The 14,500-nt window shown below is 73.0% G+C and carries 15 protein-coding genes; 6 read left to right on the top strand and 9 right to left on the bottom strand.

Annotated features, from left to right (window positions below):
• The first annotated feature begins 52 nt into the window (after positions 1-52).
• Positions 53-901, top strand: coding sequence for a hypothetical protein (locus ACFWI4_RS04430; RefSeq protein WP_387190887.1), 849 nt, complete (start codon positions 53-55; stop codon positions 899-901).
• A 33-nt stretch (positions 902-934) separates the two neighbouring features.
• Here ACFWI4_RS04430 and ACFWI4_RS04425 read toward each other — a convergent pair whose 3' ends face one another.
• From ACFWI4_RS04425 to ACFWI4_RS04410, 4 genes are all read right to left on the bottom strand, one after another.
• Positions 935-1,510, bottom strand: a complete 576-nt coding sequence (locus ACFWI4_RS04425) for a TetR/AcrR family transcriptional regulator (protein ID WP_385401134.1) — start codon at positions 1,508-1,510, stop codon at positions 935-937.
• Positions 1,507-1,869: a DUF1304 domain-containing protein gene (locus tag ACFWI4_RS04420; RefSeq protein ID WP_385401234.1), complete on the bottom strand. Its 363-nt coding sequence runs from the start codon at positions 1,867-1,869 to the stop codon at positions 1,507-1,509. Before ACFWI4_RS04420 ends, ACFWI4_RS04425 begins: the two co-directional genes overlap by 4 nt.
• An 89-nt stretch (positions 1,870-1,958) precedes the next feature.
• Positions 1,959-3,590, bottom strand: coding sequence for an amidohydrolase (locus ACFWI4_RS04415; RefSeq protein WP_387190884.1), 1,632 nt, complete (start codon positions 3,588-3,590; stop codon positions 1,959-1,961).
• 29 nt (positions 3,591-3,619) lie between these two features.
• The gene (locus ACFWI4_RS04410) at positions 3,620-5,113 is read right to left on the bottom strand and encodes an APC family permease (RefSeq protein WP_387190882.1); all 1,494 of its coding nucleotides are present in this window, start codon (positions 5,111-5,113) and stop codon (positions 3,620-3,622) included.
• Between the two features lie 197 nt (positions 5,114-5,310).
• On the opposite strand from ACFWI4_RS04410, the gene ACFWI4_RS04405 reads away from it, so the two are divergent.
• Entirely contained in the window at positions 5,311-6,063 is a 753-nt protein-coding gene (locus ACFWI4_RS04405; protein WP_387190879.1) for a TetR/AcrR family transcriptional regulator, read from the top strand.
• 163 nt (positions 6,064-6,226) lie between these two features.
• The gene (locus ACFWI4_RS04400) at positions 6,227-6,688 is read left to right on the top strand and encodes a pyridoxamine 5'-phosphate oxidase family protein (RefSeq protein WP_385401144.1); all 462 of its coding nucleotides are present in this window, start codon (positions 6,227-6,229) and stop codon (positions 6,686-6,688) included.
• A gap of 109 nt (positions 6,689-6,797) precedes the next feature.
• On the opposite strand, the gene ACFWI4_RS04395 is transcribed toward ACFWI4_RS04400, so the two are convergent.
• A complete protein-coding gene (locus tag ACFWI4_RS04395) occupies positions 6,798-7,103 on the bottom strand; it encodes a DUF4235 domain-containing protein (RefSeq protein ID WP_385401147.1) in 306 nt (101 codons plus the stop codon).
• Positions 7,104-7,251: 148 nt separating this feature from the next.
• Here ACFWI4_RS04395 and ACFWI4_RS04390 point away from each other — a divergent pair, with 148 nt between their 5' ends.
• Complete coding sequence (locus ACFWI4_RS04390) at positions 7,252-8,343, top strand: cation diffusion facilitator family transporter (protein ID WP_387190871.1); 1,092 nt, start codon at positions 7,252-7,254, stop codon at positions 8,341-8,343.
• A gap of 76 nt (positions 8,344-8,419) precedes the next feature.
• On the opposite strand, the gene ACFWI4_RS04385 is transcribed toward ACFWI4_RS04390, so the two are convergent.
• Entirely contained in the window at positions 8,420-8,863 is a 444-nt protein-coding gene (locus tag ACFWI4_RS04385; RefSeq protein WP_387190869.1) for a nitroreductase family deazaflavin-dependent oxidoreductase, read from the bottom strand.
• A gap of 159 nt (positions 8,864-9,022) precedes the next feature.
• Positions 9,023-9,655: a LysE family transporter gene (locus ACFWI4_RS04380; RefSeq protein WP_387190866.1), complete on the bottom strand. Its 633-nt coding sequence runs from the start codon at positions 9,653-9,655 to the stop codon at positions 9,023-9,025.
• Between the two features lie 368 nt (positions 9,656-10,023).
• Here ACFWI4_RS04380 and ACFWI4_RS04375 point away from each other — a divergent pair, with 368 nt between their 5' ends.
• Complete coding sequence (locus tag ACFWI4_RS04375) at positions 10,024-11,394, top strand: cytochrome P450 (RefSeq protein ID WP_387190864.1); 1,371 nt, start codon at positions 10,024-10,026, stop codon at positions 11,392-11,394.
• Between the two features lie 14 nt (positions 11,395-11,408).
• On the top strand, positions 11,409-11,615 hold the full coding sequence (locus tag ACFWI4_RS04370; RefSeq protein ID WP_387191183.1) for a ferredoxin: 207 nt from the start codon (positions 11,409-11,411) through the stop codon (positions 11,613-11,615).
• 215 nt (positions 11,616-11,830) lie between these two features.
• Here the strand turns inward: ACFWI4_RS04370 and ACFWI4_RS04365 are convergent, their stop codons facing one another.
• Positions 11,831-13,627 (bottom strand): ArnT family glycosyltransferase, encoded by a 1,797-nt coding sequence (locus ACFWI4_RS04365; protein ID WP_387190862.1) that lies wholly within the window; start codon positions 13,625-13,627, stop codon positions 11,831-11,833.
• A 205-nt stretch (positions 13,628-13,832) separates the two neighbouring features.
• A complete protein-coding gene (locus ACFWI4_RS04360; protein WP_387190860.1) occupies positions 13,833-14,495 on the bottom strand; it encodes an HdeD family acid-resistance protein in 663 nt (220 codons plus the stop codon).
• Between the last annotated feature and the right edge of the window lie 5 nt (positions 14,496-14,500).

The raw sequence follows: 14,500 nt of genomic DNA, 5'->3' as shown, positions 1-14,500 counted from the left end.
ACCTCCGCGTCCCGGCGTCGTAGGAGCACGAGCGACGGGTGGAGGAACTGTGGTGGGGACGCGCAGCGGGATCGTGGCCGCGGTGGTGGCGCTGGCGGGGTTCGCGGCGGCGGGGTGCGGCGGGGACGCGCACGAAGGGGTGGTGGTGACCGGCACCGTCCCGGCCGCCCCGTACACCGGTCCGCTGGACCTTCCGTACACCGCGGAGGGCGACGGGGACGCGGAGCAGAGTGCGGGGGCGGCGGGCCGGGCCCTGGAGTGCGACGGGGCGATCCGGGCGGGTGACGCGGGCGACGCCTGGAGCAAGGGGGACGGCGGGTCGACGCCCGAGGGCGGGCTGAAGGCGTACTTCGCCATCTACCAGCCCGAACTCCCGGATCGGGGCTACCGGGTCGAGCGGGTCGAGGGGGACCGCGTCCTGTTCTCGTACGACGTCGGAGGCAGGACCAAGGTCGCCGTCGTCGTCGCGAAGGACCAGCCGCGGCGCCCGGGCTGGGGCCCCGAGACCAGCGCGTCCTGCGACCCCTCCGAGTTCCCGGCGAGCTGGACGAAGGCGCACGGATACGAGATCTGGACGGACCGGGACGGCCGCCGCGTCCCCACCACCGTCGTGTCCAGCTCGGCCGGTCCCGAGCACTGCGACTGGCAGAGCGCGCACTTCCTCGACCTGGGCCGGTACGGCCGTCAGTACGCGCGCGATCCGCGCGGGGTCCTCCCGGCCGGGGCCCTCACCGGCGCCTACGAGGCGCACGTCCGCATGCCCGCCGACGCGCGGGACACCGGCTACCGCTACGGCGACCGGCGGCTCTGGCTGACGCCGGACAGGGCCACGGCGTACGTCAGGACCTCCGACGGGGTGGAGGCGTGGCCGTCGACGACCTCGCCCTTCGGCTGCCGGTGAGCCACGGGCGGGGCCGCCGTCCCGTCCTGCGCGTCACCTGCTCATGTGCAGGGCCACGAGCAGCTGCCAGACCTCGTCCGCGACGGTGTCCGGGGTGCCCTCCAGCAGGCCGTGCAGCCAGTCCGCGAGGACGCCCGCGAAGGTTGCGGCCACGGCGGAGGCGACGAGCGGCGCGTCCGGTGCCCCGGCGAGCGTGCGCTCGGCCAGGCTGCGGGCCCGCAGGTCGCGGTGCAGCACCAGGCCGAGCGGTCCGCCGCCGCCCGGGCTCAGCAGCGCGCGGTAGAGACCGGCGTGCGGGGCGAGTCCGGTGAAGAAGGCCCGCAGGGCGGGGGGCGCGGACACCGGGTCGGGCCGGCCGCGCCAGGCGTGCAGCGCCTCCACGGCCTCCCGTACGACATCGGCGCAGGCGTCGACCGCCAGCGCCTCCAGGTCGGCGTAGTGCAGATAGAAGGTCGCCCGGCCGACGCCGGCCCGCCGCACCAGCGCGGCGACGCCGGTCTCCTCCAGCGGGTGCTCGGCGCATTCCGCGAGCAGCGCCTGCCGCAGCTTCGCGCGGGTCCGGGCGGCGCGCGGGTCGTCGGCTGCCGCCGGCCGGGTGCCGGGGGTCATCCGGCGAGCAGGACGGCGGCGAGGGCGACCGCCCCCGGAAGCGCCTGGGCGAAGAGGATGCGGCGGTTCGCGGTGACGGATCCGTACACCCCCGCGACCACGACACAGCACAGGAAGAAGACCTGCGCGTCGTGGCCGGTCGGGTCGGACGCGATCAGCCCCCACACCAGGCCCGCGGCCAGGAACCCGTTGTAGAGCCCCTGGTTCGCGGCGAGCGGAGCGGTCTCGCGCGCCATCTCCGCGCCGAGTCCGTGCAGTCCGCGCCCGGGCTTCTTCTGCCACAGGAACATCTCCAGCACCAGGATGTACACGTGCAACAGGGCCACCAGGCCCACCAGCACGTTCGCGGCCGTCTCCATCGTCACCGGACTCCGATACGCCTCGTCACCTCTTGGACAGGTGTCCACTATAGCTGGACGACTGTCCAAGAAGTGACGGGCGGCGGCGCTCAGGCGTCCGGGGCCGCGTACACGCGCTCCCCTCCGACATAGGTGAGGGCGACCCCGGTCTCCTTGATCGCCTCCGGCGGGCCCGCGAAGGGGTCGCGGTCCAGGACGACGAGGTCCGCGAGGGCGCCGGCCCGCACGCTCCCGGTGTCATCGAGGTGGTTCACGTACGCCGTTCCCGCGGTGTACGCCGTCAACGCGGCGGTCAGACCGAGGCGTTCGGCCGGCAGGAACACCGGGCCCGGCTCGTCCGGGCTCACCCGGTTGACCGCGACATGGATGCCCTGGAGCGGGTCGGGACTGCTGACCGGCCAGTCGCTGCCCGCCGCCAGCCGTGCTCCGGAGTTCAGCAGCGACCCGAACGGGTACTGCCAGGAGGCGCGTTCGGGCCCGAGGAACGGGATGGTCAGCTCGTCCATCTGCGGTTCGTGGGCGGCCCACAGCGGCTGGATGTTCGCCGTGGCGCCGAGCGCCGCGAACCGCGGGACGTCGTCGGGGTGCACGACCTGGAGATGCGCCAGATGCGGCCGGGTGTCGCTCGGCCCGTTCGCCTTGCGCGCCGCCTCCACGGCGTCCAGGGCGTGCCGTACGGCGCCGTCGCCCAGCGCGTGGAAGTGGCACTGGAAACCGAGCGCATCCAACTCGCTCACGTACGAGGGCAGATGGGCCGGATCGATGAAGCTCTTGCCCCGGTTCGACGTGGCGCAGCCGCACTTGTCGAGATAGGGGTCGAGCAGCGAGGCGGTGCCGTTCTCGGCGACCCCGTCCAGCATCATCTTCACGCTGGTCGCCCGGAACCTCCCGTGCGTCAACGCGGCCCGCCGCTCGACGAGTTCGGGGATCTGCTCGGCGCCCCGGGCGCGGTCCCACCACAGGGCACCGACCACCCGTGCGGTCAGCGAACCGTCGCGGGCCGCCGTCATGTACGCCTCGGACGGATCGTCCATCCCGACGAAGGTGCCGACGATCGCGTCCTGCCAGGCGGTGATTCCCAGGGCGTGCAGATGCCGCTGGGCGCGCAGCAGCGCGGCGAGCCGGTCGGCCGACGTGGCCGGGGGAGCGAGCCGCCCGACCGACTGCATGGCCCCTTCCTGGAGCATGCCCGTGGGCTCGCCCGAGGCGTCCCGCTCGAAGCGCCCGTCGGCGGGGTCGGGCGTGTCCCGGGCGACGCCGGCGAGTTCGAGGGCGCGGCTGTTGACCCAGGCGCCGTGATGGTCCCGGTTGGGCAGATAGACCGGGCGGTCCGGTACGACGGCGTCCAGGAGCTCCTTGGTCGGCGTACCGCCCGAGAAGGCCTCCATGGACCAGCCGCCGCCCGTGATCCACTCCTGCTCGGGGTGGGCCTCCGCGTACGCGCGGACGGCGGCCAGGGTGTCCTCGGCGGTCCGCGCGCCGGTCAGGTCGCACCGGGAGAGCTCCAGGCCCGCCGGGAGCGGGTGGACGTGCGCGTCCTGGAACCCGGGCAGCAGCAGCCGCCCGGCCAGGTCGACGACCTCGGTGCGCGGGCCCGCCAGGTCGTGGACCTCGGCGTCGCCCACGGCGGTGATCCGGTCGCCGGTGACGGCCACCGCGGTCGCGGTGCGGCCCTCGGGGGTGAACACCGGGCCGCCGGTGAAGAGAAGGTCAGCGTGCATGGTTCCGTTTCCTTGTCGGGGGGCGGCGCTCAGCCGGAGGTGACCAGGAGTTCGGGCGCGTCCGCGTCCGTGCCCCGCCCGGTGGTGAAGTACGCCGACTTGCGGCCCCACTTGGCCCAGGCCCCGGCCACGAAGCCCGAGACCACCATCAGGGTCGGGGTCAGCAGCAGGAACCAGCCGTTGTCCGCGCTGATCTCGAAGTGGTCGGCCGAGTCGTAGAAGGACCAGGCGAGGTAGCCGCCGAGGCCGAGCAGCGCCACGGCGCTCAGCGCGGGCAGGACGACCGCCCGTATCCCGTCCCACAGGTTCTCCCGCAGCAGTCCGCGGAACCGGGCGGCCGCCGCCAGCGCGATGAGCGCGTACGACAGGGCCACGACGATCCCGACGGCGTTGACCGTCGCCATGATCATGTCGGCGAGCCGGGGGATCACCAGCGAGAGCGTCGCCACCACCACCGCCATCGCGCCGATGAGCAGCGTGCCCGCCGCCGGAGTGCCGTACCGGGCGCTGACCTTGGACCACACGGGCCCGAGCGTACGGTCCCGGCTCATCGCGAACATCCCGCGCGCCGTCGGGATCACCCCGGCCTGGAGCGAGGCGACGGCCGAGAACATCAGCGCCACCAGGGGCAGCGCGGCCAGCGGCTGGTCGGCGAGCCGGTTCCCGAGGAAGGCGAGACCCTCGGCGCCGTGCCCGGCCAGCTCGTTCTCCGAGAGCACCCGCTGGAAGGCCACCGAACCGAGCAGGAACAGCCCCAGCATGGTCACCAGGGTGATGGTCCCGGCCCGTGAGGCGTCACGCGGGTCGCGCACCTCCTCGTTCACGGTGAAGGCCGCCTCGAAGCCCCAGTAGCAGAACACCGACAGCAGCAGCCCCTGGGCCAGTGCCGTCGCCGAGGGGATCTGGAACGGGTCGAACCAGCTGAGGCTGAAGGGGTGCGGGCCGGTCACGATGCCGTAGCCGCAGAAGCCCAGCAGGACGACGTACTCGAAGACCAGCAGCCCGGCCTGGAGCCGCGCCGCCGTCCTCACGCCGGTCACCGCGGTGAAGGTGACGGCGACCAGGACCAGGACGCCCACCGCCGTCGTCTGGGCGGTCGAGCCCGGATCGAGCGTCAGCCCCGAGATCTCGTGCAGGCCCGCCTGCCCGGCGAGCTGGATCATCGCCGAACCGGTCACCGCCGTGGTGTACGCGAGGAACGCCACCGTGGCCACGATGCTCACCCAGCCGACCAGGAACCCCAGCCAGGGGCTGAGCGAACGGCCCACCCACACATATCCGTTGCCCGCGTTGGGCTCGACCTTGTTCAGCCGGGAGAACGCCCCCGCGATCCCGAGGATCGGCACGAAGGCCAGCAGCATGATCGCCGGCAGATGCAGCCCGACCACCCCCGCCGTCACTCCGAGGCCGATCCCGATGCTGGTCGTCGCCGCCGTGCTGGAGGCGGCGATGGCGACGCCGTCCAGCACGCCCAGCGTCTTGCGCAGGGACGGGGGATCCACACCGTACGACTTCTGCGTCATGGCCTGCTCCGATCGCACCCGGGGCCTGATTCCGGCCCGATGACCGGAAATGAAACTGCCCGGGGCCTTAACAGGTCAACGCCGTTGACATAAGGTGCCCGCACCGGACCAGGACCGCACCCGGGAGACGGGGCACCGCACCCGCCAGACCGGCCACCGCACCCGGGAGACCGGGCACCGCACCGGAGGGAGACCCCATGACGTCCGCGCACGACCGCGTCGTCCCGCCCGCCGCCCGGCGGCGACGGCGCCCGACCAAGACCGGTGTCGTCCTCTCCGAGGAGCTGATCGTCGAGACCGCCCTGCGCCTGCTCAAGGAGCACGGCGCCGACGCCCTCACCGTCCGCCGCCTCGGCCTCGCCCTCGGCGCCGACCCCAGCGCCCTGTACCGGTACTTCCGCGACACGGACGACCTGCTGCTCGCCATCGCCGACGAGCTCATCGGACGGACGCTGCACGACTGGCACCCCACGGGGGACTGGCGGGCCGACCTCAGGGAGCTCGGCCTGCGCATGCACACCGGGTCACTCGCCCACCCGCAGGCCGCCGTGCTCAGCTCGTACCGGGTGACCGGGCGGGTCCACGAGATCGAGGCGGTGGAGAGGATCCTCGGCGTGCTCCGGGGGGCCGGATTCCCCGACCCCGAGGCCGTGCGGATCTACCACGCCTTCGTCGACCAGGCGCTCGCGTTCGCGGCCCTGGACGCCGCGAGCGTCGCCCTGCCCGCTGCGGCGCGGGACGCCGAGGCCGGCGTGTGGCGGGCGACGTACGCCCGGCTGCCCGCCGACAGCCATCCGAACATCGCGGCGACGGCCCGCCATCTCGTGCTCGACATGCAGCACAGTTCCTATCCGACGGCGCTCGACCTGTTGCTGAGCGCCGCCGCGGCCCGGCTCGCCGAGATCGGGGCGGCCACCCGCGCGGCGGGACCCGGGAACGGGGGCGGCTGAGCGGAGGGACCGGAAATCCGTGACGCGGGGGCCCCGGCCTGTCACATCGGGGGCCGCTCCGCCGTCATACCAGGGGAGCGTCCGCCCGCCGCCGAGGAGGGCGCGCCGCCCGCATGCCGTACGAACACCGTACGTACGCCGTCGACCAGGAGGCCGTCCGCAGATGAACCCGCCCGTCCGCACCCTTGAGCAGCGCAAGAAGGACACGCTCGCCCGGCTGGAGAACGACGTCGACACCTGGGTGTCCACCGCCGACGGCACCGGGGGAGTGCCCCGGCTCGTTCCGCTGTCCTACCTCTGGGACGGAGCGGCCGTCCTGCTGGCCACCCCGGCGTCCAGTCCGACCGGCCGCAACCTGCGGACCACCGGCACGGTACGGCTCGGCTTCGGGCCCACGAGGGACGTCGTCATGATCGACGGCACCGTCCGGACGTTCGAGGCCGACGAACTCCCGGAGGGCGCCGGGGACGCGTTCGCCGCCCGGACCGGGTTCGACCCGCGCGGACTCAGGACCCACTACCAGTACTTCAGCGTCACCCCGGTACGGGTGCAGGCCTGGCGCGAGGCCGACGAGCTCTCGGGACGCGACCTCATGCGGGACGGTGTCTGGCTCGCGGCCGACTGAGATCCCCGGACCGGGGAACCCGGAACGGGCAGGGCGGTGGCGGTCGGCTGCCACCGCCCTGACGTACCGGAACCCGCGCGGGCCGGGCCCGTTCCGCGAGTGGGCCGCCTCAGTCGCGGCCGGACCGGTCGGGGGCGGGCCACACGCCCGTGGACCGCTCGATGGCCTTCGCGCCCGAGCGGTCCACCGCGCTGCGCACGACGGCGAAGATCGCGCCCTGGAGGGCGGCGGCGAGCAGCACCTCGCCCCAGCCGCGGTCCCGGTCCAGGGCGTCGGGAGCGTCCTCCTCGTGACGTATCGCCATCCAGGTCTTCTGGAAGGCGATTCCGGCGACGGCGCCCCCGGCCCAGCTCAGCACGAAACCGATCGGCTTGTACGCCAGGGACAGTTTGCGCTTCTTCGGCTTCTTGGACACCGGGCTCCTCCTCCGCTGTGGAGGCCACGGACCCGCGCCGGCCTCCTTCGACCGGGTACGGGTGCCCTGGGCGCCGCCCCCGTACCCCTCGGTCCGATTGTTCCGGCCCGTCCGGTGTGAGGTGGGGCCACTTGGGAAACCGGCCGGTGTGAGTGGAGAAGAGACAGCACAAGTGGACGGCCCGGGCGCCTCGGAAGGCGCGGACGGTGCGGACAGGTCGGACGCCTCGGACGGCGCGGACGGTTCGGACGGCAGGACCCGCGTCACCGTGATCGTGGCGCTGGGCGCCAATCTGCTGATCGCCGTGGCCAAGGCGGTCGGCGGTCTGGTCTCGGGATCGCCCGCGCTGCTCTCGGAGGCCGCGCACTCCGTCGCGGACAGCATGAACGAGGTGTTCCTGCTGGCCGCGCTGCGCCGCAGCCGCCGGCCCGCCGACCGGAAGCATCCCTTCGGCTACGGCAAGGAGCGGTTCTTCTGGTCACTGCTCGCGGCCGTCGGCATCTTCGTCATGGGCGGCTGCTTCTCCTTCTTCCAGGGCTTCGAGGCACTCCGCGACGGCGCCGACGAATCCTTCCGCGGCTATATGACGGGGATCGCGGTGCTCGTCGTGGCCCTGCTCGCGGAGGGCGCCTCGCTGCTGCGGGCGCTCGTGCAGGCGCGGGGCAAGGCGGGCGACGGTCTGCGCGACCCGGCCCTGCGGACGGTCGTCGCCGAGGACGGCACGGCGGTACTGGGCGTGAGCCTCGCGATCGTCGGCATGGTGCTCCACATGGTCACCGGCCAGGTCGTGTGGGAGGCCTGCGCGTCCTTCGCGATCGGGCTGCTGCTCGTGTGCATCGCCTTCTGGCTCGGCAGCGACGCCCGCGAACAGCTCATCGGGCGGGCCGTCGACGAGGAACAGAGCGGGCGGATCCGCGAACTGCTGAGGGCCCAGCCCGAGATCGACAGCGTCGAGGCGCTGCTGACCATGGAACTGGGCCTCGACTCGACCCTGGTGGCCGCCCGGATCGACCTGGTGCCCGGCCTCGACAGCGAGGAGGTGGAGGAGGTCGCCATCCGCATCAAGCGCTCCGTCGCCCACACCTTCCCCGAGGCCGACCAGATCTTCCTCGACGTGACCGACGCGGGAGCGGCCCGGGCCGCCGCGCGCCGCGGCGGGAGTGTGGCCGGCGACGCCTCCGAGACAGGCCGCCCGACGACGGGAAGCCCCGCCGCGACGGGGGAGCGCGGCGGGGCCTGAACCGCGGGTGCCCGGTCTCGTCCGGTTCATGCGCACCGGCGTCGCGGACCACCCGGGCGTACGGGGCGGAGCCGGATCAGCCGGCGGGCTCCAGCACGAAGACGGGGATCACCCGGTCGGTCTTCTTCTGGTAGTCGGCGTACGGGGGATACGCGGCGACCGCCCGCTCCCACCACTGCTCCTTCTCCGCGCCCGTGATCTCCCGGGCCGTGAACTCCTTGCGCTCGGGCCCGTCCTGGAGCTCGACATGGGGGTCGGAGGTGACGTTGTGGTACCAGACCGGGTGCTTGGGAGCGCCGCCGAGGGACGCGACCACGGCATAGCGTCCGTCGTGCTCGACGCGCATCAGCGGGGTCTTGCGGATCTTGCCGCTCTTGGCACCGCGTGTCGTGAGAATGATGACGGGCATCCCGGTGTCCATCAGGGTGTTCCCCTTGGTCCCGCCGGAACTCTCGTACAACTCCACCTGGTCCCGGACCCACTGCGTGGGGCTGGGCTCGTACTCGCCCTCAAGTGGCATGACTTCCGTCCCATCGTCGCGTCGGACTGGTCGTGTCTCGGCACGATTCAACACCAGGGCGGACGCGAATCTTCCGTACCGCGGCCCGCGTGGCTCCCCGCGCCGGGCCGATCCCCCGGTGGGGCGTACCGGGCGTGCGCCGGCCGCCGGAACGCGGTCTCATGACGGGGCCGTCAGCACGCGCACGGCCAGCAGCATGATCACGCCGCTCGACACGAGCCCCGTCACCAGCCGTCCCCGGTCCCCGGTCAGCGTCCGGCCGAGCAGGGCACCGCCGCCGGCGATCAGCAGCTGCCAGCTCGCCGACGCGGCGAACGCGGCGAGGACGAACACGCCCTGATCCAGCGGGTCCACCGCGTCGGCCGTCCGGCTGCCGAGCACCAGGGCGGCGAAGTAGACGACGGTGGTCGGGTTCAGCAGGGTGATGCCCAGGAGGGCCAGATAGGCGCGGCCGGGGCGCGGGGGATCCTGCCCGGTCCGCTCGGCGCGCCGGCGTTCGCGGTACCCGCGGACCGTGCCGATCGCGCCCCGGACCGACAGCACGGCGAGGACGAGCGCGGAGGCCCGGCTCAGCGGGAGCATCACCGGCTGGAGCGCCGCGGCGAGCGCCGTCCCGCCGAGGGCGGCGGCCAGTGCGTAGAGTCCGTCGGCCGTCGCGACGCCCAGCGCGGCCGAGGCGCCGATCCGCAGGGACGTACGAGCGGTGAGGGAGACGAGGTAGGTCGCGACCGCTCCGACGGGCATGGCGATACCGAAGCCCGCGAGAAGCCCCGCGACGAGCGCGGCGGTCATGACCGGGGAAGCTCGGGCCTCCGGGGTCGGCCGGGCTGCTGCTGGACCCGCACCGGACGGACGGCAGCGGAGGTCGGCGGCAGGAAGGCTTCGATCGTGGACATGGGCAGATGTTCGGGCAGCCGGGCAGGCCCGCGCAACCGGTTTTCGGAAGGGGTCCTCCGGGGTGTTCGAGCCAGCCCCGGGCGGGCGCGGGGCCGGCCCGGGCGAAGGAGGGGCTCTGGATCCGGGGGAACCGGAAGCGCGCCCACCGCGCTTCGGCCAGATCGTGCGGGCGGCTCATCTGGCCGAACTTCGCGTGGCCGCATAGATGCCTGGGGCATCTAATGAAGATCGGCAAGAGGGAACCGTCGCTTGCGAGGTCACTGATGACAGAAACCCCCCTGACCCGATCCCAGGCCCACCTCACTCAGGCTTCCGGGCTCCCGCAGCCCGAGCCGCATCCACTCGCGCCACCCGCCGTCGCCCCGGTCGCCGCCTCGTCGGTCGCCGCCCCTTCGGTCCCGGCGCCCGCCGATCTCCCGGTCGCAGCGTCTCCCGGCCCGGCGCCCGCCGTCGCCCCGGTCGCCTTCCCGCAGGACCGGGTCTGTCCGTATCACCCGCCCACCGCCTACGCGCCGTTGCGCGAGGGGCGTCCGCTCTCGCGGCTCTCCCTCTTCGACGGGCGGGTCGTCTGGGTGGTCACCGGTCACGGTGCCGCCCGTGAACTCCTCGCCGATCCACGGCTGTCCTCGGACCGCACCAGGCCCGAGTTCCCCGCGGTCACCGAGCGGTTCGCCGCCGCGCGCAACCGCAGGGTCGCGCTGCTGGGACTCGACGACCCCGAGCACCACGTCCAACGCCGCATGCTGGTACCGAGTTTCACGCTCAAGCGGATCGGCGCACTGCGTCCCGGCATCCAGGAGACCGTCGACCGGCTGCTCGACCGCATGGAACGGCAGGGCCCGCCCGCGGAGCTGGTGAACGACTTCGCGCTCCCGGTGCCCTCCATGGTGATCTGCGCGCTCCTCGGAGTGCCGTACGGGGACCACGACTTCTTCGAGGCGCAGTCCCGCCGGCTGCTGCGGGGCCCGGACGCCGCCGACATCAATGACGCCCGCGACCAACTCGACGCCTACTTCGGCTCGTTGATCGACCGCAAGCAGAAGGAACCCGGGGACGGACTCCTCGACGAACTCATCCGCGACCGGCTGCGCGAGGGGAAGGTGGACCGCGAGGAGCTGGTCTCGCTGGCGACGATCCTGCTGGTGGCCGGGCACGAGACCACGGCGAACATGATCTCGCTGGGCACGTTCACCCTGCTCAGGCATCCGGACCAGCTGGCCGAACTGCGGGCCGAACCGGCGCTGATGCCCGCGGCGGTGGAGGAACTGCTGCGGTTCCTGTCCATCGCCGACGGGCTGTTGAGGGTCGCGCTCCAGGACATCGACATCGCCGGGGTGAGGATCCGCGAGGGCGAGGGCGTCGTCTTCTCCACGTCCGTCATCAACCGCGACGAACTGGCCTTCCCCGAGCCCGACACCGTGGACTGGCACCGGTCGGCCCGGCACCATGTCGCGTTCGGCTTCGGCATCCACCAGTGCCTCGGCCAGAACCTGGCACGGGCCGAGATGGAGATCGCGCTGCGCTCGCTGTTCGACCGGTTCCCCGGCCTGCGGCTCGCGGTTCCCGCCGACACCGTGCCGTTCAAGCCCGGGGACACGATCCAGGGGATGCTCGAACTCCCCGTGACCTGGTGAGGAGCCGCGTGACCATGGACTCCGGCATCGCGATCGACAAGGACGTCTGCATCGGCGCGGGCCAGTGCGCCCTCGCCGCTCCGGGTGTCTTCACCCAGGACGACGACGGCTACAGCACGTTGCTGCCCGACCCCGCCCGCCGCGCGGACGACCCGATGCTGAGGGAGGCGGTACGGGCCTGCCCGGTCGGCGCGATCACGCTGACGGAGCGCTCCGGCTGAGTCGCCGACGTGCCGCAGGCCTCCCGTGGGGAGCCGGGAGGTGCGGCGGGCTCCGTACCGCGCACGGCACGGCGGGCCCGAGCGGGGCCTTCAGCGGGGAGATCCGGGACCCACAGGGACACCATGCACCAGGAACCGGCCACTCGGATAGATCATGGCCGGAACTATCGGGTCGTGACGTCACGGTCCGGGGCGCCGCGCCGCCCCGGACCGGCTCACGGCCTCCGGAACAGGGTGATCGAGTGGCCGACCTCGTCGATCCGTACGCTCGTCCCGAGCAGTGCCTTCAGACGGGCGTCGGCCTTGTCGATCCAGGTGTCGGACACGGCCAGCAGCCCGTGCACCCGGGCCGCGGGCACCGTGCGCGGGTCGGTCGCGTCGATGCCGTACGCGGACGGCACCCCGGCGCCCTTGTAGACGAGCCACACCTTCTCGTGCGGGTAGCGCGCCTTCAGCCGGTCGGCGAGGCGGCCGAGGTCCTGGCCCCAGTCGACGTTCGAGTCGTGCAGCTGCTGATACGTCCGGCTCGGCCCGCCGAACGCCTCGTTGGAGTACGTCAGGTAGTACGGGTACGTCAGCAGCGAGCTGACGGCGACGAACAGGACCAGCCCGGCCGTCGCGACCCCGGCCCGTTCGGACCGGAGCCGCCGCGGGATCCCGGCCCACCCCGGCCCGGGCCGGCGCCCCGGCTCCGCCCGCTCCGGCCCGCGCCCGCGTGCCACGACCGCGCAGCCCGCGGCGACCGCCAGGAACACCGGCATGAACAGGGCGTAGCGCACGCCGAGATCGCGGGAGCCGGTCATCGCGGAGGCGAGGAGCAGCACCGGCGGGACCAGGAGGTACGGGACCGCCGGGCGCAGTCGGCGTACGCGCAGGAGGGCGAGTGAACCGGCCGCCCACAGCGCCGTCATGCCGAGCGGCGTCTTCACCAGCAGCGCGGCCGGCAGGTAGTACCAGAGCGAGCCCTGGTAGAGCCGGCCGAAGAGGAAGCCCTGCCAGGTCGTGTTCTCGAAGCCGAACTGGTACCGCATCCCGTCCCGGTAGGGCCTCGGCACGGGCAGGTGGTCGATGACGAACGCGCGCAGTCCGTGCACGGCCGGGAGGTCCGGGGGTTCGGTCCAGCGCAGCCGGGGGTCGACGGCGAGGTACGTCGCCCACACCACGGCGACGGCGACCACGGCCATCGCGGCGGCGGCCGCGGCGCCGGTGCCGAGCAGCCGGGCCCGGCGCGCCCGGGTGTCCCGATCCGGTTCCGCGCCGGTGTCGGAGCGGCCCGCGTGCCACACGGACACGACCGCGAGGAGCAGCACCAGGGGTACCGCGGGCAGCATGCTCATCTTCGTCGCCACCGTGGCACCGAGCGCCGCCGCGGACAGTGGCAGGTACAGCCACGGCCTTCGCCTGGCCCGCCACACCAGCCACACCGACGTCAGCAGAAAGCCCGTGGCCGGTACGTCGAGCGTGGCCAGCGAGCCGTGCGCGATGACGTCGGGCGAGAACGCGTAGAGCGCGAGGGCCACCAACGCGCCCGTACGGCCCGCGAGTTCACGGGCGAAGGAGAGGACGACCAGGCCGAACAGCAGCGTCAGGACGATCACCGGCAGCCGTGCCCACAGCATCACCCGCCAGGGATCGTTGCCGGACTCGTACAGCACGTGCCGTCCGAGCTCCGTCTGGTCGCCGGTGAATCCCGGCTCGAGGTGCGGGTGCGCGAACAGCAGCCCGGCCCCGATGACCAGCTTGCCCAGGGGCGGATGCTCGGGGTTGAAGCGCAGGTCGTGCTGCTGGACGTAGACCGCCGCCGTGCCCACGTACACGGGCTCGTCGATCGTGGGGGTCTGCTCCACGGCCGTACTGACCATGGCGACGGCCATCTGGAGCAGCATCAGCGCCGCGGCGACGGCGAACACGGCCCGCCGGTGCCGGCGCAGCCACCCGAGGAGTGTGTGCGGTTCGACCGCGCGGTTCACCGGCACGAGCTCGTCGTGCCTGCTGGCCAGGTATGTCGGCATGCCCTTTGTTACGTCCGCTCCGTACGGGCCTGCTCATCGGGCGGCCCACGGATTCGGGCACACGTCGAGGTGCCGGCCGGACGATCCGGCCGGCACCCGGGCAGGGGAGTCACGAGTATGCCCCGGACCTCCGCACAACTCGATGAATCGTGGGCGGCGGTGTGCGGAGGGCGGGGAGCGCTCGGCCTCCTCTTTTCCGGCCGCCTCAGTAGGGGGAGGCCGGGTCACGTGGCGCGACGGAGACCGCCCGTCGCAGGGCGGCCCGCCAGGCGAAGGCCACGGCGAGTTCGACCAGCCCGATCAGGACCATCCACAGACCGAGCAGCCGGGTCAGGGCACGGGCCGACTCGGTCGGCAGGGCCAGGACGACGATGCCCGCGATGATGCCGATCGCCGCCCCGCACAGGACGAACCCGCGGTGCGGCAGATCCCTGGCGGCCAGGGCGGTGTACGCGGTCAGCACGCCGGACACGAGCCAGACGACGCCGAGGATCAGGGAGAGCGCGGCGATGGTCTGCATCGGGTGGCGCAGGCACAGGACGCCCGCGAGCACGTAGAGCACCGAGATCAGCAGCGTGGCGAAGCGGTTGCCCTGCTCGCGGTGGCCGAAGACGGACACGAACCGGAACACGCCGATGACCAGCAGGTAGAGGCCGAGGAGAACCGCGAGGACGTGCAGGGTCTCCTCCGGCCAGACCAGGACCAGGATGCCGGGGATCAGTGTCGCGACGGCCGAGCCGAGGAGCCAGGTCCAGGAGGCGCCTATCCGGTCCAGCACCACCACGGGGTCGCCCGGGGGCGCGGAAGCCGGGCCGCCGGGCCCGGATACCGGTCCGGTGTGCGGTGCCGAACCATGCGGTTCCGTCATGGTTC

This window comes from Streptomyces sp. NPDC127038 (assembly GCF_042725875.1).
Lineage (GTDB): Bacteria > Actinomycetota > Actinomycetes > Streptomycetales > Streptomycetaceae > Streptomyces.
Note: the sequence above shows the minus strand (reverse complement) of the source record. Positions and strands in the feature narration are given on the sequence as shown.

Excerpts from the sequence above, each read along its gene's own strand:
- ACFWI4_RS04425 (WP_385401134.1), bottom strand. The coding sequence starts at position 1,510 with ATGACCCCCGGCACCCGGCCGGCGGCAGCCGACGACCCGCGCGCCGCC.
- ACFWI4_RS04420 (WP_385401234.1), bottom strand. The coding sequence starts at position 1,869 with ATGGAGACGGCCGCGAACGTGCTGGTGGGCCTGGTGGCCCTGTTGCAC.
- ACFWI4_RS04415 (WP_387190884.1), bottom strand. The coding sequence starts at position 3,590 with ATGCACGCTGACCTTCTCTTCACCGGCGGCCCGGTGTTCACCCCCGAG.
- ACFWI4_RS04410 (WP_387190882.1), bottom strand. The coding sequence starts at position 5,113 with ATGACGCAGAAGTCGTACGGTGTGGATCCCCCGTCCCTGCGCAAGACG.
- ACFWI4_RS04405 (WP_387190879.1), top strand. The coding sequence starts at position 5,311 with ATGACGTCCGCGCACGACCGCGTCGTCCCGCCCGCCGCCCGGCGGCGA.
- ACFWI4_RS04400 (WP_385401144.1), top strand. The coding sequence starts at position 6,227 with ATGAACCCGCCCGTCCGCACCCTTGAGCAGCGCAAGAAGGACACGCTC.
- ACFWI4_RS04385 (WP_387190869.1), bottom strand. The coding sequence starts at position 8,863 with ATGCCACTTGAGGGCGAGTACGAGCCCAGCCCCACGCAGTGGGTCCGG.
- ACFWI4_RS04380 (WP_387190866.1), bottom strand. The coding sequence starts at position 9,655 with ATGACCGCCGCGCTCGTCGCGGGGCTTCTCGCGGGCTTCGGTATCGCC.
- ACFWI4_RS04375 (WP_387190864.1), top strand. The coding sequence starts at position 10,024 with ATGACAGAAACCCCCCTGACCCGATCCCAGGCCCACCTCACTCAGGCT.
- ACFWI4_RS04370 (WP_387191183.1), top strand. The coding sequence starts at position 11,409 with ATGGACTCCGGCATCGCGATCGACAAGGACGTCTGCATCGGCGCGGGC.
- ACFWI4_RS04365 (WP_387190862.1), bottom strand. The coding sequence starts at position 13,627 with ATGCCGACATACCTGGCCAGCAGGCACGACGAGCTCGTGCCGGTGAAC.
- ACFWI4_RS04360 (WP_387190860.1), bottom strand. The coding sequence starts at position 14,495 with ATGACGGAACCGCATGGTTCGGCACCGCACACCGGACCGGTATCCGGG.